Source organism: Pedobacter faecalis, assembly GCF_030182585.1.
GTDB classification, from domain to species: Bacteria; Bacteroidota; Bacteroidia; order Sphingobacteriales; family Sphingobacteriaceae; genus Pedobacter; species Pedobacter faecalis.
Map to the genome: position 1 here is coordinate 884,187 of NZ_JARXOW010000001.1, position 19,710 is coordinate 903,896.

At 47.0% G+C, this 19,710-nt stretch carries 11 protein-coding genes; 2 read left to right on the forward strand and 9 right to left on the reverse strand.

Features of this window, described 5'->3' with window-relative positions; translation table 11 throughout:
* Positions 1 to 63: 63 nt before the first annotated feature.
* On the forward strand, positions 64 to 1,455 hold the full coding sequence (locus QEP07_RS03930) for an arginine decarboxylase (RefSeq protein WP_256005186.1): 1,392 nt from the start codon (positions 64 to 66) through the stop codon (positions 1,453 to 1,455).
* Here the strand turns inward: QEP07_RS03930 and QEP07_RS03935 are convergent.
* From QEP07_RS03935 to QEP07_RS03970, 8 genes are all read right to left on the reverse strand, one after another.
* On the reverse strand, positions 1,452 to 6,764 hold the full coding sequence (locus QEP07_RS03935) for a hypothetical protein (RefSeq protein ID WP_285008622.1): 5,313 nt from the start codon (positions 6,762 to 6,764) through the stop codon (positions 1,452 to 1,454). The two genes, QEP07_RS03930 and QEP07_RS03935, sit on opposite strands and share 4 nt — an antisense overlap.
* Before the next feature lie 27 nt (positions 6,765 to 6,791).
* Positions 6,792 to 8,255 (reverse strand): carboxypeptidase-like regulatory domain-containing protein, encoded by a 1,464-nt coding sequence (locus QEP07_RS03940; RefSeq protein ID WP_285008623.1) that lies wholly within the window; start codon positions 8,253 to 8,255, stop codon positions 6,792 to 6,794.
* A gap of 5 nt (positions 8,256 to 8,260) precedes the next feature.
* A complete protein-coding gene (locus QEP07_RS03945) occupies positions 8,261 to 9,343 on the reverse strand; it encodes a FecR family protein (protein ID WP_285008624.1) in 1,083 nt (360 codons plus the stop codon).
* A 67-nt stretch (positions 9,344 to 9,410) separates the two neighbouring features.
* Positions 9,411 to 9,980 carry an RNA polymerase sigma factor gene (locus QEP07_RS03950; protein ID WP_285008625.1) on the reverse strand — a complete coding sequence of 190 codons (570 nt, stop codon included), beginning with the start codon at positions 9,978 to 9,980 and terminating at the stop codon, positions 9,411 to 9,413.
* Positions 9,981 to 10,082: 102 nt separating this feature from the next.
* The gene (locus tag QEP07_RS03955) at positions 10,083 to 11,171 is read right to left on the reverse strand and encodes a T9SS type B sorting domain-containing protein (protein WP_285008626.1); all 1,089 of its coding nucleotides are present in this window, start codon (positions 11,169 to 11,171) and stop codon (positions 10,083 to 10,085) included.
* A 54-nt stretch (positions 11,172 to 11,225) separates the two neighbouring features.
* On the reverse strand, positions 11,226 to 12,329 hold the full coding sequence (locus tag QEP07_RS03960; protein ID WP_285008627.1) for a hypothetical protein: 1,104 nt from the start codon (positions 12,327 to 12,329) through the stop codon (positions 11,226 to 11,228).
* A gap of 40 nt (positions 12,330 to 12,369) precedes the next feature.
* On the reverse strand, positions 12,370 to 15,723 hold the full coding sequence (locus QEP07_RS03965; RefSeq protein WP_285008628.1) for a VCBS repeat-containing protein: 3,354 nt from the start codon (positions 15,721 to 15,723) through the stop codon (positions 12,370 to 12,372).
* Positions 15,724 to 15,825: 102 nt separating this feature from the next.
* Positions 15,826 to 16,713 (reverse strand): SMP-30/gluconolactonase/LRE family protein, encoded by an 888-nt coding sequence (locus QEP07_RS03970; RefSeq protein ID WP_285008629.1) that lies wholly within the window; start codon positions 16,711 to 16,713, stop codon positions 15,826 to 15,828.
* Positions 16,714 to 16,804: 91 nt separating this feature from the next.
* Between QEP07_RS03970 and QEP07_RS03975 the strand changes: the two genes are divergently transcribed.
* Complete coding sequence (locus QEP07_RS03975; protein ID WP_285008630.1) at positions 16,805 to 17,062, forward strand: hypothetical protein; 258 nt, start codon at positions 16,805 to 16,807, stop codon at positions 17,060 to 17,062.
* A 1-nt stretch (position 17,063) separates the two neighbouring features.
* On the opposite strand, the gene QEP07_RS03980 is transcribed toward QEP07_RS03975, so the two are convergent.
* Positions 17,064 to 19,625: a DUF5686 and carboxypeptidase-like regulatory domain-containing protein gene (locus QEP07_RS03980; RefSeq protein ID WP_285008631.1), complete on the reverse strand. Its 2,562-nt coding sequence runs from the start codon at positions 19,623 to 19,625 to the stop codon at positions 17,064 to 17,066.
* Positions 19,626 to 19,710: the final 85 nt, after the last annotated feature.

Below are 19,710 nucleotides of genomic sequence, written 5' to 3' on the forward strand. Positions count from 1 at the left end.
TATTTAGCGTACAAAGTACATGTCAATTTAAAATTACATTTTTGCAAAAACTTTTAAATATAAATGCAGAGTTACTCCGAGTTTCTTGATTTAAGCGTTGGTTTTCCGCAGGAAGGTTTCAGCGTTATAGATGATGAGTTGTATTTTCAGGACCTGAACCTGATGGAGATGATTGAAACTTATGGTACGCCATTGCGTTTCACGTATTTGCCTATGGTAACGAAGAAGATTCAGCAGGCGAAGATTCTTTTCCAGACGGCGATCTTGAAAAACAATTACCGGGGCGACTATAAATACTGCTATTGTACCAAGAGTTCGCACTTTAAGCATATCGTGGAAGAGGCGCTTAAAAACGGGATTCACCTGGAGACTTCTTCGGCCTTTGATATGCCTATGATTGAGGCGCTGGAGAAAAAGGGCGCTTTAACGAAGGATATCACCGTGATCTGCAACGGTTTTAAAACCTATCAGTATAAGCAGTATATCATCGACATGCTGCATGATGGCTACAAGAATATTATCCCGGTACTGGATAACAAGGAGGAATTTAATCTTTTCGACGATGAGATTGAGATGGATACGCCTTGTAACCTAGGGATCCGGATCGCCTCTGAGGAACAGCCGGATTCTCAGTTTTATACTTCCCGCCTGGGCATCAGGATGGAGGATGTGATCGACTTTTATAACAATAAGATCTCTGCGAATCCGAACTTCCGGGTAAAGCTGCTGCATTTCTTTATCAATTCGGGTATCTCTGATACACCGTATTACTGGAACGAGCTTGAAAAGTATGTAACGCTGTACTGCAAGTTTAAAAAGGTAAACCCTGAACTGGATACGCTGGATATAGGCGGTGGTATGCCGTTTAAGGATTCCCTGGTTTTCGATTTCGACTATGAGTATATGGTGAATGAGATCGTGAAACGTATTAAGGAGATCTGTGCGGAGCACGATGTGATTGAACCGGACATTATTACGGAGTTTGGAAAGTATACCGTGGCCGAGGCTTCCGGAATTCTTTATAAAGTTCTGGGCCGTAAGCAGCAAAACGACCGGGAAAAATGGCTGATGCTGGATGGTTCTTTCATTACCAATTTGCCTGATGTTTGGGCGCTGAACCAGAAGTATATCCTGTTGCCGGTAAATAATTGGGATTCTGAGTACGAGCGTGTTAACCTTGGCGGTATTACCTGCGACGGGCAGGATTATTACAACCAGGAGGCGCATATGAACAGTGTGTTTATGCCTAAGACGCGTAAAGTACAATACCTGGGCTTCTTTAATACGGGTGCCTACCAGGAAGTGCTTAGCGGTTATGGCGGGATACACCACTGTCTGCTCCCCAGCCCTAAACATGTGATCATTAGAAGGAACCGCGACGAGACCTTCAACTTTGAGGTGTTTGGTGAGGAGCAGAACAGCAAGCAGGTGTTGAAAATACTCGGCTATACCTAAAGCTTACTTGCGCTTTTTGCGCTGGTATCGCTGGCCTGACCAACCTTGATCTTCATTGTGGTGCTGCCGAAGTGGCCGTTCATATCTGTGCCTTGTATGTTGAGCGTATAGCTTCCTGTAACATCAGAAGTGTAAAAACTTATCCTCGACTTGCCTTCACTATCTGTAGTGATATCGGGCTTCCAACAGATTGTCGACCGGAAATCGCTGTCTGCCGCGCTGGGTTGGGCCACCGTATATTTCGGACTGTAAAACGCTTGTGGACGGACCGTAGGCACCGGCCTATAATGGGCAATATCCGGTTCACTCACCCTGTACCAGCCCCTGCCGCTTTTCGTTTGCAGATACAATGTACCTACGTCTTCACGACGCTTTACAGCATATCCGCGCGCCACTTCTACAGCCTTCAATGAAACAGCTTTTATACTTCTTAGTCCCTCAGTTACCTCCGAAATCGAAGTGACGTTATGGATTTGCATCACTTTTGCCAGGGATTCACCATCGATGTAAATGTCGGCGGTGGGTATGGTTGTGAAGCCATTCCATTTGAAAGCCACAATGCCACCACGCCCTTTTTTAGAATAATCGTTAACCAATCGTGATCCGGGCAGCTTTTGCATAAGGAATTCATAGAGATCGGTTGTGGTCGATTCCTTGATATCGCTTTCGGTGAACCAATAATCTGTGTCCTTCGGGAAAGCATTGAACGAACCGGGTCGCCTTTTTACCTTTTTTACCGCAACCTCTCTCAGGGTAATACCACCCTGAAATTTAAATTCTGGTTCGTTGAGGGTGAGATACTTTACCTGGTTCAGTCGGGCAGCATCTGCGTTTACGTACCAGGGGGCGATCTGATTCTGGTAATTCAGTAAGGAAGGGGCTGGCTTAAACGACTGTTCAACAGATACCTCCCCGAAGTTCATGGAAGTTCCTTTTGGCGTGCGTGCCTGAATAAAGAAGGCTCCGGAATCGATTGGCGGCAGATTTTCTATGATATACCTGCCGGCGGTATCTGTTACTGTTTCGGCAATGAAGGCAGGATTCTGTGAAGAGACAAGCATGCGGGCGCCGACCACCGGCTTTTTAAAAAGGTTGGTGACCATACCGGCGACTTTCAAGTCCTTTTCTGCAAGATACGCTGGTTGAGCCGGCGCTTGTTCTTCCGTTTCCCAGCGGTAACCCGTCCAGCCCTGTGTGAGCATAAGATTATCCAGTGCTTCCCAACGGTCCTTCCCTGCTCCATACATATAAAAACCCGGTGTTTCGATATGTCCCTTCAGATTGGCCTGGAGTAATAAACGGGTAGTGATTGCGTCATTGCCCATGGTGTCCCCGTGGATCTGGCTGTCGTCGGTCACAGAAACGGATAACTCACCCGATACAGGTTTTCCATAGCTGTCTTTAACTTCAATACCAATGCTAACGGAATCACGCTTGGCGTAGGACTGGCGATCTGTATTGAGGGCGATCTGCAGGGCGTCGCGGTGATCTATGAATATCAGGCGCTCGTTGACCGGCTTTTCATTCCTGAGGAGTGCAATGCGGGTAATTCCTGTGGGAAACAGATCTTTATGGAGGTTCACACTCGCGCTATCGGCTAAGAGAATATCCTGTACAAAGGTTACTGTTGCCCCCGAGGTGGCAATGAGCGTAAACTTGTCTGGAGACTGCCCCTGCGCCGGACTGATCCGTGCAAAGACCCTGATGGAGTCGACCGCCAGGGGATTCCATACTTTCAGTACCGACCCGGAGGCTTTAACTTCCGGCAAAGGAAATGTTTTTACAATGCCGCCTGACTGCATAAGTCTCGCGATATACTTCTGACCCATAACCGGCGTAAAGGAAAAGCTGCCCATGCCATTGTAAAAACTCTTGAACGTCGTTACTACACGCCCTAATGAATCACAAATTTCGCCTTCTGCGTGGATGCCATATCCATCTTCGGCCAATGCCTTGAAAGCGACAGTGGAAGACTGCCCTGCTACCAGGTGCCCCCCTTCGGGCAGAAACTGCAGATCGATATATTTCTCCCTTTGCAGGCTTAACGGCACTTTAAGCACCTGATTACCATCGTTTGGATGGACACTCTTAATCACGGCCCTTATGCTCCGTGCGTCGTACTTTTCTTTAAGGGGGTAGGTAAATTGAAGCGACCCGTCGACAGCAGTCTGAAGTCGCTGCTTATTGATTTCCCGGTCGCCCTCCATAATCAGGACATCAACATCTCTTAGCCCTGCGGGCGACTGATCGAAACGCCTCAGCGCCAGGTCTGCATGGATACTATGCCCATCTCCCGTTGTTTTTGTGGCCACCGAGGAGTTGACGAGCCAACTGTTGCGGGTGGGTTTTCCAAGATAAAAGCGCTGTGTAAAGAAGGATGCTGGTCCGAAGTTCTGCATCCAGTTGGTATAGGCTTGTACGGTGTATCCACCCTCCCGGAAGATCTTGGGGTTTAAAGGGATCTGGGCGTATCCTATGCCCGACTGCAGTTTAACGCTTACCCGCCTTGCCGTAAAACCCGTGTCGCTGTTGATGTCGACATACAAAATGCCGCTGTTTTTTGATGGCATCATATTATTATCGACCAGGTAGGCCTTAAACCACATGGTATCGCCAATTTGGTAGGCGGACTTGTCGAGGTGTAAATAAAGCTTCTCGCCGGGCATGCGCTTTTGGTTGTTGCTAAAAGCTGATATGATCTTTGAAGATTGTTCACTTGCTTTAGTCACCGGCTTACGCGATGCCGATGGAGCCGGCCCGGAAACCTCATAACGGTAGACCTGGTGCACCAGATCACCCGCGGCACTGATCCCTTCTACGGTGACCCGGTAGGTTCCTGGTCCGTCTCCATTGAAATAGCTGAGCGTAGCTGTTCCATTGCCGAAAGTACGGACGCCAGGATTCCAGTAGATGGTAGACCGATGGTCGGCCAGCTGATTCGTTATCCCGGGCTTATCGTATTTAGGGGAATAGAAGAAGCGTGCCCGGTTAAAGCCTTTGGGTTTAATGTTGGCAACGTTTGGTATATATACCTTCTTTTTAAAGGGCCTGGTGTAAATGAGCAATGCTGGGCCACTGCTGAGAACCATCATCAAAGCCCTATTTCTAAGCACGACATCCACCTTGATGACATCCTCAAGGGAAACCATATTGTTATCAAGCAGATCTGAAATCTCTGAATCATTGGTGAGGATTCTACCGTTAAGGAAAACTGCCATGGGTTGATATTTGCCATTTTCAAGGTAATACGGATAATTAAATACACCGCCATCTAAGTTTGGCTTGAATAGAACCCCGGCCACGATACGCTTCAGGCAGTCTCCAAGTGTGGGGCAGCCTTCCGTGTCTTTTAGCTTATAGGTCTGATCTGCGTGCCCATCCGGGATATGGAAGGGGCCTTGTGTAAATGCAGTTAACTCTTGCTGGCGCTTTTTTGCCTTGATCTGGACTTCCTTTAAGCGTGTTGCGCGACCTGAGAACCCGCGGTTAACCATTTGTTCGTCCTCCCTTCTGACATTTTGCAGGTAGGTTTCCATCGCAGAAGAATCCTGACCCAGGAAATCGGGCTTGATCTTGCCAGGCGTAATTTTTTGTCTGGCGACGGTGTCCAGTATGATCTCTACTTTCTTGGTGTTTTTCTTGCCTGTCGCCTGAACGGCAAAACTCAGACTGTCGGTAATCATGATTGGATTGAACTGGAATTTTCCGGCTGCATCTGTTTTGATGACCTCTAAAAACCCGGGTCGTAACGACATCAGCGTTACCGTGCCATTGGGAACCGGTTGTCCCGCAAGTGTGAGTACTTTTCCGCTAACTTCTGTACCAAGGCCTTCTGCGGCAAATTTCGGCTGCGATGGGTTGGGGCTCGCCGTATTACCGATTGCCCGCATCACTTCCTTCCAGTCGAACCGCCTATAGCCTTGCGTTAGCATCAGGTTGTCGAGTTTCTGAGGGGCGTCCGGCGATTTATCTGTGAAGTAGTAGTTTGGTTGTTCTACGTATCCTTTAATGTCAGAAACAAGCAGCAGGTCTGAAAGAATGCTGTGCCCGTTTTCCTCGTTGTGCGGCACCTTGCTTTCGTCGACCACAGAAACAGAGAAATTGCCGGCCAGCGGCGATCCGGACTCGTCTGTGGAGCTTAATTTAAGCTGTACCTTCTCTCTGGGCTGATAGCTGCGTTTGTCGGACCGGATATAGACGTCCATTTTCCTGCTGTTTTTTATAAAAGCGAGTCGTTCATTGAGTGGTTCGTACTGGCCATTGAAAAGGCTGAACTGGGCAACACCATTTGGAAAATCATCTTTTTTTAACCAGACGGAAGTCATAGCCCGGGTAAGTCCTACCTGAAGGGATGCTACGGGTTCGCCGCCGGACTGGGCGACGAGATACACGTTTCGAGGCGAGGCTTTGCTTCCATACGAGCCCGCGGATGCATATATCCTGACAAGTAAACTATCGGGATTGGGTTGGTAAACGGAGAGTACGTAACCTTGTGGAAGTGCTTTCGGTAGCGTTACGATCTTCTCGGTGCTGTCGGCAAAGCGGATTCTGGCCTGATAGTTTTTGCTTACATCAGGGCTTAGCATGAAGCTGCCCATGCCTGCATGGAGACTTTTGAAACGCAGAATTTCTGTCTGACCGTCCAAAATGACGCCGCTTACTGGTGTGCCGCGCCCATTTGGCGCTACTGCCTTAAACGCAATTTTTGAGCGAATCCCGTTCACCATATAGCCGCCTTCCGGGAAAAACTGCACATCGCTCTCGGACAGCAAAGTGGGCTTGCTATTCTCCAGCGTTTCATTTCTCTTTTTCTTCTTGCCGGAAGCTTCCACCTCCGGCTGGTCTGTATCGCTGAACCCTGTAAATGAATCGCCTATCCAAACGGCTCTTTCGAAGAAGTATTCAGGACCTGCATTGCGCATCCATTGGGTATAGGCACGTAGCCGGTAATTGCCGGCTGGATACTCATCGAGCAGGACAAGATCGCCCATGGTTGTACCTGAGGTAACGGGAAACTTTAAAGACCTCATGATGGAGTCCTTGTCGTTAATGAGGTCCACGTAGAGTGCTCCGCTTTTTTTTGAAGGCTCGTTTTTCGCTCCAAGCGTAACATAGCCTTTAAACCAAAGGGTATCGCCTACGGCGTAGTAGGGCTTGTCTGTATGAAGGTGGACCTTCTCCTGAGGATTGCTTGCAATCCACTTTTGAAGGATGCCCGCGATACGTTCCGCAGGATTCTCCTGCCTGGGCATAAAGGCCAAGAGTAAACCCACTACGGAAAGAAATGTGATGGTGAGATAGCGTTTCATATTTTTTCTGGTTAGTTATTTGATTTCTTAAGGTTCAGCCTGATAATCCAGCGGCAGCATATCAGCGACGCGTTCATATCCCCACATGCCCTCGTAAAGCAGTGAACCTGGGTCATAAATTGCCCCGTTTTCAAAGAAATTTACTTCCGGAGCGGTTCTGTATACCAGTGATACCTGGTATGGAGCCAGGTCATCCGGACGTTTGATCTTATAGCCGGAGTATTTGGCATAACTTTTTGTTTCACGCTCACCCTTATAGGTCACGTAAAGCGCGTCTTTGAAGTCAATTTCGCGCAGTACGGCCGACTTGCGTTTTACCAGTTCATGTGTGGGAATGTCTTCCCTGATCAGGATTTCCACGGTATCTGGCGCGCTTTTCATTTTAAGGTACAGCGCAAGGGAATCCATTCTGCGTCGCCGCTCCTTGCGACTCTTTACCTCTTTGGTGAACATTTCAATCTTCCGGTTAATCAGGCTGTCGGATAACTTTTCCGGGTTTTTCGACTTGATCATGCGGTTTACAACAAAACCGTGATCTGCATAGGTATTGCTGAACAGCGCTGAAAAAAAGTGTTGCGGAGAGCCGTTGTAAGCGGTCTCCCGCTTTTTATGATACTTCTTCCTCTTAGCCCGTGATTCCTCCAGCTCCTCAAAAAAAGGATATCCGAAAAAGCGAACCACCTGGGTTTCGTCGTCCCGTTCAAAATACTTCAAAAAATAACGGATGCGATAGCCCAGGGCTTTGTTTTCTACGACAATGAAGTCGTCGGCCCTGGCTTTCAAAATGCGTTGCTCGTCGTCATATTCAAATGAGACAACCGACGGATTCAATATTTTGCACCCTGCAGCGTTGGGTGATGTACCGATGAAGTTTTCCTGGAAAACCCTCATACGCGCAAGCCAGTAGCGGTCGGGCTTTACCACTATTTCACGCAAAACGTTGACATCCTCATCCAGAACGATCTCCAGTTTGATGTCGCGATTGCTGATGGTCACCTTCTGTTCGTTAGGCTGGTACCCTATCATCTTAATCACCAATGTATAATTTCCGGGCCTAAGCTGTGGAAGATTAAAGCGTCCTTCGTTATCTGCGACGGCACCTATCTGATAATTACTTACCAAAACTGCTGCGCCAGGAAGTGTCTCGCCCTGCTTGTTTCTGACCAGACCGGATATGGCAAAACCACTTTTTGCACCTGTGGTATTTTTCTCCGTGATCATCACAACCTTATCTTCAATAAGATACTGCAAAGGTTGGTTAAATAAAGCCGCGTCGAGCACTTCCTGTACCGTAGCATCTTTTTTTTGCAAGGCGATAGGTCCTACCTGGGCAATTGCAGATTGGTTGTATAAAAAATCATGGCCGCTCTGCTTTCTGATCTCTTTAAACAGGGCCGGCAGAGATATCGCTTTTTCGTTGATGGTGATCCTTTGTGCTACTGCGTTTAGCGTAACCACCAGGCAAAAGGCGAAAACAATCGGATACCTCACAGCGTCTATTTTACTACATAAACCTTCTTTCCTTCTACCCTGAACGTGATGTTGCCGGTCATTTCCAATGCTCTGAGTACTGTAGAAAGGTTTTTAGTCCGGGATATGGTTCCGCTAAGCCTCAGATCTTTATGGTCTGCAAGCTGAATCACTTCTATGCTGTACCAACGTGCGACTTCTTTTAGAATATCTGAAAGTGCTTCGTTATTGAAAATAAACTCCCCATTCTTCCAGGCTACACTTTCTTTCAGATCGGTACGGGACACGGCGATATCGCCATTTGTAGCTTGAGACTGTTGGCCGGGCAGCAATACTCTTGTTTCCCGCTCGTTCGACACCCGAACAGAACCTTCAAGCAAAGTGGTTTTCGCAGTGGCCTCATCAGCATAAGCGCTGATGTTGAAATGCGTACCCAGTACTTCTACTTTCTGCTTTTCGGTGTTCACAATAAATGGGTGTTCTTTATCTTTTGCCACCTCAAAGTAGGCTTCACCTGTGAGCCTAACTTCCCGGCGTTTCTGATGTGCAAAAGATGCAGGAAACGTAATAGACGAGGCGGCGTTAAGCCAAACCTTCGTCCCGTCTGGTAAACAGACCTGGTATTGCTGCCCTTTAACAGTTGACAGCGTATTGAATTCTATGGTATTGTCTTCAGCAGGCGTCGCCGCCTGTTTGGTATATAGAAGGATATCTCCCGACAGTTTAGATATACTGACACCGCGCTGACCGGCGATGTGCCCATCTTTAAGTCCCGAAAGCGACAGCCGCGTTCCATCGGCCAGTTCCAGTGTTGCAGCTCGTACAGCCGGACCTATCTCTGCACCCGGCGTTGCGGCCAGTGACGGGTTTGCAGCAATATCTCTCGTTGCAGATGAATGAATGACGAGGGCTATACCCACTATGGCAACAATAGCAGCGGCGGCGTACCATAAGCGCCTTGGTCTGCCAACCTGAGCCGGGCGGATTCTGGCATAAATCTCCGCGCTTTCCTGCTCAAGCTCCTCTTCGGTTAGCGCAGGTATATCAGTCCTTCTGAAATAGTGAAGGTGATATTTTTCACGTTGTTCGTTGTTGGTTTCTTTATTCATTTCATGCCGTCTTCTTAAACAAAGGCAATCCTAAAGAACCATTTGGGTACACGGGCTGGAAAAAAAATTAAAAAAAACCAAAAAACGCCATTAGTCCGCCTATTCTAAGCCTCAGGTGTTTGAACGCGCGTTTCAACTGCGTGGTTACGGTACCTTCGGCAATTTGCAAATACTCAGAGATTTGCTTGGCGGTCATGTATTGATTGCTGCGCAACTCATAGATCTCACGCATCCTCGGGGGCATCGCTGCGATGCTTTGTGCAATCATCACACGGATATCTTTTTCCCTGATCAGAAAATCTGTTCCGGTTGCTTCCTGATCATTAAAGGGATTGTCTTCTGAATATTTCAGTTTTACGCCCTTGTGCTTATATAAATTGTAAATCTTGTTGAGCACTGACTTATAAAGATAGCCCGAGAGCGTCGTATTGAGGTCTAAGCGCGTCCGGTTTTCGAGCATCCAGGCAAAAACATCCTGAACGAGATCTCTCGACTCCTCCTTATTCCCTACTTTATGATAGGCATACAAATACAGGGGCTTGTCGTAACGGATGTAAATTTCCCTGAAAGCACGATCGTCGCCAGACACGAACATTGAGCACAATTCGTAATCATTATATGATTTATAGTCGTTCATTGGAGCGCATATTCAGCTGTACAGAGAGATAATTGGTTATAAACGCAATATAACAAGGACTTATTAAAAATCAAACACTAAAGTTGTGGCCGGTTTGGACAATTAGCGAACGATGGTTAAGCTTCCGGTAGCAGGCGGACAGTTCCCGGCGATAACGATCCTGTAAAAATAGACACCTACAGGTAAATCCTTGCCGTTTCGCCTGCCATCAAATGCTTTGAGGGGGTCGCGGCTTTCGAAAACAATATTGCCGTTGCGGTTATACACCACTACCTGCGGGCGGTCGTATTGTTCAATTCCTTTGATTTGCCATACGTCATTCGTGCCATCGTTATTTGGACTGAAGGCGGTTGGAATACCCAGACCAAGTGCACCAAAGCTGATGTTGAAAGCAGTACGCTGGCTCTCGCAACTACCGGTCGCAACCGCCGCATAGTAGTCGCCAGCCCGCTCGATACTGACCCTAAATGCTGGTTGCGCGCTCTCCCGAATTAATGTTCCCGCAGCGTTATAAAGACGGTAGACAGGGGGGGCGTCAACAAACTGGGTCAAGGCAGTTATCCGAATCAAGACGTTGCCCGGAGCGCACATCAGTATATCGTCCACAGTTGGAGCGGCTATCGGACGGGACTGTGCCGGAATGGTAAACTGAAAATCTCTCGAACAATCGTCATTCTCCACCCTAAGTGAATATTGCCCGGCGGGCATGCCGGTGATGTCGGCAGTTGTTCCAACTATCTGCGCGGAGCTATTCCGCCAGACGTAACTTCTGACCGGGGAACTGACTCTTAGTCCCCGTATGCTACCGGTTTGCAAACCGCAGGCATCAGCTTGAATTACAGGCTGGGCAGACAGTTCGATCGCCGGACTTCCTTGGGTAACATGAAAAGGCCCTATGGTAGTATCGCTGCCACTGTTATTGCTTAACTCGAGCATGTAAAAATTAGGGGAAGCATTGATCAGATTGCGATCAGTGGAGATGGTGACCTGCGGATCTGCCTCTACAAACCAGCGAAAGTCGGTAGCATCAGTTAAGATGTCTGTGACCGCCCCATTGTTCTGTCCGCATGACGTAGGTATTTGCTTAACGTTTGTAATGTCGACTGTAATCGGGTCGAACGTTATAGGAGAGACTTCGGCAGAACCCGTGAATAAAGGAAATGCTAAAAAAAGCAGCCGGTGATATTTCATGCCCTGTACATACGATCCTCGCATGACAAGATAAGCAATATCACCGGCAAATGCTTAAAGTTTGAAGGATATACCTGCGTTTATGGAATAATCTGCAAATGCGGCGTCGCCGTTCGTATAAGTGTTTGTCGCTGCCGTGCGAATCTCATCCGTTACACTCTGCGTTCTTCTACGGTATAATGCAACAGGAACGGTTGCATAAACAGCTACTCGTTTAAACTGATAGGTTAATCCCGGCTCAACCGACCACACATAGCCCGGACGCCTGAAATCACCACTGCCACCGATCAAATCCCTGATCGGGATTCCTTCTATCCGGGCACCGGCAGATATAACCAGTCCGTCTACAGCATAATTTACCCCTGCCCTAGCCATGTATTGATCTGGGACGCTCATGATCTGTTCGTAAGGATTAGAACGATAGGTTCTGACACCATTTTGACCACGTGGGTTGCTCAGGTAATAGAAATTTCCATATACACCGAGGTTCTCTCTCAAACTTGCAAATGCATTGAGTTCTGCGGTAATTCCCGTACCTCCATCACCAAGTTGAATGGACTGATCCACGTTTTGTAACTGTGTATTTCCCGGTGTTCCGCCTACGTTATGGTAATAATCCTTAACCTCGTAGTCGCCCGTTGGCAACTTGATACCCAAGCCTAGTTGGATATTTGCCTTCTTACTTTTTGCAGGATCCAGCAACCATCTGTAAGCGGCTATTCTTACATCCCCTAGACCGAAAGAGTGCATACTCCGACGCTCTAAACCGGCATGTTCATACAGAGAAGAACGGGCGTTTGATATGATTGGTACATCAATCATTACCGACCACCGGTCATTGAAAACTCTTGTTAAAGCGAGGTCTAACGCATATTGATGATTAATTACTTCGGTATTGTTTTCTAGTCTCTCTTTTTGCTCGACAGAACCCCTGAAATGCCTGAAAGATCTAAAATACCGGTTGTTCGCATTAAACACCCATGCTCCACTACTACCCAACTCATCATCAGGATGCTCTGTCATGGCACAGATGCCACCTGTACTTCTGATGGCCACACAGCCTTGTGCGCGCACATCCGTACTCACCGCTGTTGTTGCAAGTACCAGCGAGAATACCGCAGAGAGTCTTGCGTAACGTTTAATAAAGATTTTGTTCATTTTTGGTTTGTATAGTTTGTTTTATGATTGGTTCTTACGATTAGTTACCGCTTAGCCGGTATGCTTTCACCTTATCCTGGTTGACGCCTAAAAGAAGGGTGTTGTTAACCATCAAGGCACTGCGGACATCTCCCTTTATCTTAAAACCAGACTCTGCTTGGGGTATATACCTGAACCTTCCGCCACCAATCCCTTTAAGCAGGACACCATGGTTGGCGTCGTATTTACCGAAGCGGAGGCGCGATTGATTCAGGTTTCCGCAGAGAATCAGATCTTTAACGCCATCCTTATCGTAGTCTACCGGCGTAATGGTAAATACTGGTGAGAACTGTGCCTCAACAGGTAATTCTCTTAGCGCAAATTTTCCATTTTTTGTCCGTTCAAAGAAGGCGGTTTTCAGATAATTGGAACTGAGCTTTTTTACGCCCTCCAACTCTTCCTCAGTGAAGATTTCCTTCAAACCGGCTTCCGAGTAACTCTTATAATCAGGGAACCTGGGCCTCATAACGCTCATCTGATCCAACATTTCATCGCGCGTTACATACGGATAACTCTTGCCCATCAGGTAAAAGCACAAGATCGGGTCTACAGCCCCATTGTCGTCAAAGTCTTTATAAAGGAGCTCGGCGGGCTGTGAGTCGCTTACCTTGCACTGACTGTTTAAGCCAAGGTTGCCGATGATCAGGTCCTGCCTGCCATCGCCATTCAAATCTGCAAGCTGCAACGTATTCCAAAACCCACTATATTTCTTATCGAAGTACTGATCGGTCTTGTCCTTTAACCTTCCGCCCTCATTTATATAGGCAGTAACCGGCATCCAGTCGCCCACCACAATAAGATCCGCCTTCCTGTCGCCATTCAGATCTGTAACAGCAGCATCGGTAACCATGCCCGCAAATTCAAGTTCTGGTGCAAGCTGCTTTATACGGTCACTGAATTTGCCACGGCCGTCATTAATAAGCAGATAACTTTTAGGTGTTTCTGGAAATCTGCCCGGTATAACCCGTCCGCCAACAAAAAGGTCGGCCTTGCCGTCGCCATTAAAATCGCCTGCAACTACACAACTCTTGCTTGAAGCCATCGCCGGAAGCGTACCGGTCGACTTTTTAAATCCGCCTTTTCCATCGCCCAGATACAGACGATCCTGCAGCAGAGGATCATTTTCCTGAAAGTCATGATACCCACCGCTCACGATATACAAATCGAGTTTCCCATCGCCGTTTGCGTCAAAAAACAAGGCATCGGTATCCTCACTTCCCTTGTCGGCCCCAAAAGGGTTTGTTACGGAAAACTTGCCATTCTTTTGCTGGATAAACAAGGCGCCCTGCTGGTTCGCTTCGCCCCCTACAAATACATCTTCGAGGCCATCGCCATTCACGTCTGCCTTGGCCATGCAGGGACCTGAGAAAGAGATGGCGTTGACCAGTAAAGGCTGCCGTTTGAAGTCGTTACGCCTGTTTTTTTCCTGGGCATAACCCACAGGCGAAGTAATCTCTTCGAATACTGGCTTTGCAGGTTTAGGCGGAAAATATTTACCGGCGGCATCCTTTTCGTTCAGGATGAGCAAGCGGCTGGTAGCCACATTTGTGAGCACTTGCTGTTTGCCGCTGAGCCATACCACCCTCAAGGAGTCAATTTGCTGCGCTTTTCCGACGCCAAAGTGAAGCGTAGGCGAAACACTGGACAGGTAGCCCCGTGCCGGACTCTGTTCGAGCAACTGCAATTTCCCTTTGTGGTATATGGTCACTTTTGCGCCCAGACCGTCCGTATTGCCCTTCAACCCTTCCAGCCTGACTTTCAGATAGCGGTTTGCCGTATCGGTCTGATTCTGATAAACAAAGGCTGGCTTGTTGAGGTTGCTCACCACAAGATCGAGATCGCCGTCATTATCCAGGTCGGAATAAATGGCACCACTACTGTTGGAAGGCTCGCTCATCCCCCATTCTACGATCTTATTACTAAAGGTTAGATTGCCGTTGTTTTTATAGACGTAATTTTTAACATCGGAAGATGGAAGTTTACTAAGCATATCCAGAATATGCTTTGGCTCCACCTGTCCATTGAGGCTTCTGAAATAATTGTCATTGTATTTTATGACGTCCATATTCGTAAAATCATGCAGATATCCGTTCGTCACCAAAAGGTCTTTGTGGCCGTCGTTGTCGAGGTCCGCAAATAAAGGCGCCCAGCTCCAGTCTGTATTAGACACACCGGCCAATTGCCCCACCTCACTAAAGCCACCGTTGCCATTGTTCACGTGCAGCATATTGCGCATATACTGGTAATAGAGACCGTTACGAAGATTCATGTAAAAGTATTCGTAGTTGTCAAAGCCCTGCAAAAGTTTCTGCCGCTTATTATCTTCAGGAATCATATCGAGCGTATAGATGTCTTGCAGCCCGTCATTGTTAATATCAGAGATATTGCTTCCCATGGAATACATGGAGATATGATCTAACGTGGAGGTTAGCTTATCCGTAAAGGTTCCGTCACCATTATTGATATAAAGATGATCTGGAATCGAATAGTCGTTCGATAGATAAATATCCGGCCAGCCGTCATTATTCACATCGGAGATTGCTCCGCTTAAGCCATATGAAAGGACGGAATTGGAAATTCCCGCTGCCGTGGTAACATCTTTAAACCGGCCATTGTCGTTCCGGTATAGCTTGCTGCCTGACATCGGGTCTTTAGTTGCCCGGTATTCCTGAATGGTTGAATCATCCAGTTCTGACAATACTTTTATGTTTTCGTTGACCAGCAGAAGATCGAGATCGCCGTCCTTGTCGTAGTCAAAGAAAAAAGACTGGGTGGAGTAAGCAGAATCTGCCAAACCGTAGGCCTCGGCTTCGTCTTTAAACACCGGAATACCGCTCTCATTCAAACCCTGGTGAATAAAAAGCTGGTTTTTCCGCTGTTCACCATCGTGCAGACCGGAGTAGCATATATAAATATCCAGTTGGCCATCACCGTTAACATCAGCCATGTTTACACCGTTCTTCCAACCTTCGGCACCTCGGCCAGCAACCCCGGCAACGTCGGTAATGTCGGAAAACTGCATGTTGCCATGGTTCAGATAAAGTTTATTACCCACCATGTTCCCCGAGAAATAAAGTTCATCTAGACCATCTCCATTCAGATCGCCCGCGGCTACCCCGGCCCCATTATAATAGGCTGGATAGTTAAAGATGTTCTGATCAAAGTTCTCAGCAATGGTGTTTGCAAAACTGATGTTGGTCTGACTGGCATCCAGCAGCTTGAACAGCGGATTTTCGACCACTTTTTCCGAGTCTGACTGTCCCGAAGGGGAGCACCCGGTGAAAAGCAAATATACCATAGATAGACCGTAACTAAGGCGTCGGCCGGCAGCCCGAACCAGGTTTACATTCGTCATGTTGGTTATGTTTGGTTAAACGAGTGAATAATAATACACAAGTTCCAATAAATAGACAACATGAACAAAAAAAAGTCCTATATAATCTGGAATCTTTCTGCCTTATTCAATACCCCTGACATTCATAGGAAGGGTATAAACGGATTTTGATGACGTAATGAACAGCGTTTTCCTGTCTTTCCCGATAAAGCAGACGTTACCCGTCCAGCCTTTGAGCGGAATATGGGCGATTTGCGTCCCGTTCGGATCAAACACAGTAACACCGCCCCCGGTAATATAAATATTGCCCTGCTCATCCAGCGTCATGCCGTCGGAACCCTTATTAAACATCAGCTTTTTTTCTTCCAGCTTACCCTTCCCGGAAATGGTATAGCGGTAGGTTTTTTGGGCACCCAGATCGGATACATATAAGTATTTCCCATCAGGTGTTCCAACAATGCCGTTCGGTTGCTTCATGTCGGCAATTACGGTTATGATGCTGGTAGAGCGCTTCGCCCCTTTGGGAAGATAGTACACATTTTGGCCTTCGAGATCCGGCTTCTTTCTTGTCCAATAATCGCGCTGGTAGTAAGGATCAGTGAAATAGATGCCCCCGCTTTTATCGACCCACATGTCATTAGGGCCATTTAGCTTACGCCCGTTCAAATCGTTGATAAGCACGGTAACACGTTTATTTTTGTCGATAGACCATAGTTCGTTCTTTTCATCGGCACAGGCGAGCAAATTGCCCTTACGATCAAAATGCAATCCGTTAGCGCGTCCTGTTTTGTCCATGTAAACCGACAATGTCCCGTCCGTTCCATATTTCCATATCTTGTCGTTAGGCTGATCCGTAAAAAACACCTCACCTTTTTTATTGACTGCCGGACCCTCCGTAAAGGAAAACTGGCTGCTCACGAGCTTTAGATCGGAGGGATTAAAAAGCGTCTGACTAAAGGCAGAACCGGACAGGCCAACAAAGGCGCAAAACAAAAAACTTACTGATTTCATTTGGTTGTGTGTAAAGGTCGCTCTAAAATAGGAAAATAACCACACTAAACAATATAGCGGGCATGGCCGTTATGTATAAAACAATACTAACATGGAAAACAAAGAGAACAAAACGGGTCTCGACCAATGGAACGAGCGCCTGGATAATAACCTTGAACCAGAGCGTGCAGGGGATAAAGCAGCAGACATCAATGCGGCAGCTTACTCGCAACAGCAGGGAAGCGGCGACCAGTCGGACGACCCGGAACGCATGCCCAACCTGACCAGCGATGACGAGATGGAAGACAACATGGCCAGGGAGCAGCCGAAAAGCGCCACTCCGCAGGGAAAACTAAACCGGGAGGAGTAGGCTAGAAGTCAAACTTGACCCTCGCCCTGATTCCCCATTCTGAGACGTTTGGATTGTCGAGGTAGGTAAACCGCCTCACGGCGTCAACCCTGAGTATCTTGAAAATATTGGCCACGCCAACGCTTCCTTCGATATAAGGCTCGCTGTTCAGGGAATTGGTGATCGGAACGCCTTCATCATTTCGTACAAACTGAAGTGTACCATTGTTGTAGGCTGGGTTATTCTCATCCCTCAAGCCCCCGTACAAAGCCTTAAAGGATACCACTTCCCTCAGCTTAAGATGCTTAAGCAAAGGAAGTTTGTTGAAGAAGAAACCGTTAAAGCTGTGATCAATATTGATGCTGGCGTAGTGATCGCTCACAAATTCCATAAAGTTCATCAGGTTATAAGACTTGAGCTGATACGCATAAGTCTGATTGGCCCGGTGAATGGAAAGCAGTGGAAATGGCACCTGACCGAAGATGTAACCTCCTTCGAGTGTCATATCGGTATAGCCTAACTGACTCAGGTAAAAACGTTTGTCGATACTTGCCCGCAAGTTGTGGTAGTTATATTCGCCCCCAAGCACACCTTTGATGCCGGCGGTATATCCTAAATTAAAAATGGGATACTTGCTTATTAACGGCGTACGGTACACTTTGCCCTGATAGAACTTTTCATTCGGCGCATATCTCAGCTCCAGGGATACTTCTGAGGTGCTGATCTGAGACAAACGACTGAACTGATTGGCGACTGAGTTATTGAAGTATAAGCCACCGGCAGGCGACTGCACCCATTTACGTAAACCGACACTGTATGAAAAGTGGTTTTCGAATTCTCTCAAATAATCTATCCGGTAAAAGTCATTGTACAACATCATATTGTTTTCACCGCGTTTAAACGATAAAAAGAAATTATCTTCCTGCACAAACTGTAGTTCCTGACCCGGAATACGTGTGTCGCGCTGATAACTGGCCCGGATATAATTCTGCGGAAAAGCATAGATCGACTTGCTGTTCAGGGAATACGTACCGCTCAGGAAGTATTTTAATTTTTCGTCATTAAAGCCATAGGCACCGTAGGTTTCAAAATAAATGCGCTTACTAAAAGCAGGCGTCGTTCTTCCACCCAGTCGGAGACGAAAACCCTCCACTTCATTGAAACTGTAAAAGGTATTTACCGGGCCCACCTCAAACGGTCCGAAGTCCTTATAACCCGCAAAAAGCAGCGTGACAATATCCATGGTACGTTTAAAGGAAGGCAGACTTTGCAGGGTGTCCAGGTTTTTATAAACCTGATCGGTGTAAGCTGCAGTGGCCTCAGGCCTTTTGGCCGACCAAAATTCGTCGCTCCGCCTATCTGCTTCCGCTGCAACTACTACGTTTTCATCTTTGAGCACTGGATCTGCAAATGGCTCGTTGATTTTATAATTGCTGTAAGTTACGGTGCGCTCTGCTGTAAAGCCTGTTCCGGAATTTTTTGTAATACCGAAATCGACCACAAGATTTGTTTTTTCCAGGCGGTAACGCTTATCCGGGTTCTGCTCGAAATCGAGCTTCGCCTCTAGTGCCCGGACAAAATTCAGGTTGATATTTTTATTTACAGAAAGAAAGGCGCCCTGAACAGCATAGTTGCCATCAAGAGTTACGTACAACTTTCCTTCAAACAACAGGTCCATCTTGTTTCTTGGTGTAAAAGAAAGTTCCACCAGGTACGGCTGCTGCGTTTTAATCGTGTCGGTTATAAAAAATTTATAAAAGGCCGGGGAGGAATCGGATATCGGGCTCAACAGCTGATTGCTTACAATCATAATGTTGTTGTCGTATATATCAATATCCTGATACATACGCTCGAAATATGAACTGATACCCTTATTATCAATAAAACGGTCGTCGAAATTTACTTGTTTATCGGCCTGGACTATCGTTTTGGTTTCCTCTGGATTCTTGCTGTAATAATTGTCGGAAACCTTTTCCTGCTGGAACAGAGGCAGCATGCGCTTACCCCCTATTTTGTTAGAGTCCTGTTCCTTAAACATGAACTGCATGTTGCGGAAAATCCGCCTGCTTTTAAACTTATCAGACACATTGCTCATAGAGAAAAGCATCCGCTCATACTTCTGATAAGCCAGATGATCATAGTGTTGGACCCTGTTTTTTTCCTTGTTGGCAATTACGTTCCGGATCAGTTCAACCGCGGGATTATCTCTGTTACGATAGGGCTGCTTCTTAGCCCCCCGGATAACCACCTCATTCATTTGCATAGCTTCCGGCTGGAGCTGGATGTTTATCTGCTGCGAAACTCCTGGTTTTACTGCTCTTGTTTCTGATTTGTAACCGATATAGCTAAACCTGATCTGACTATCCCCACTGTTTAAGGTAATTTTGTACTTGCCGTCAACATCAGTCTTACCACCCTTGCCGCTTGGCATCAGAATAAAACTGGTATAAGGAATAGTTTCTCTGGTCGAGGCATCTATGACGGTTCCACTTACCACAGTCTGCTGTGCCCACACCGGCATTACAGCACTGAATAGAAGCGTCAGGAAAGACAATATATATGTATAATAAGAGTTTACGTTCATTTCGTTGTTTGGTAATTAGACCATGAAATTGACGCAAAGTTACTACTCAACTACTGAATATTGTAGTATAAAAGTCAGGATGAAG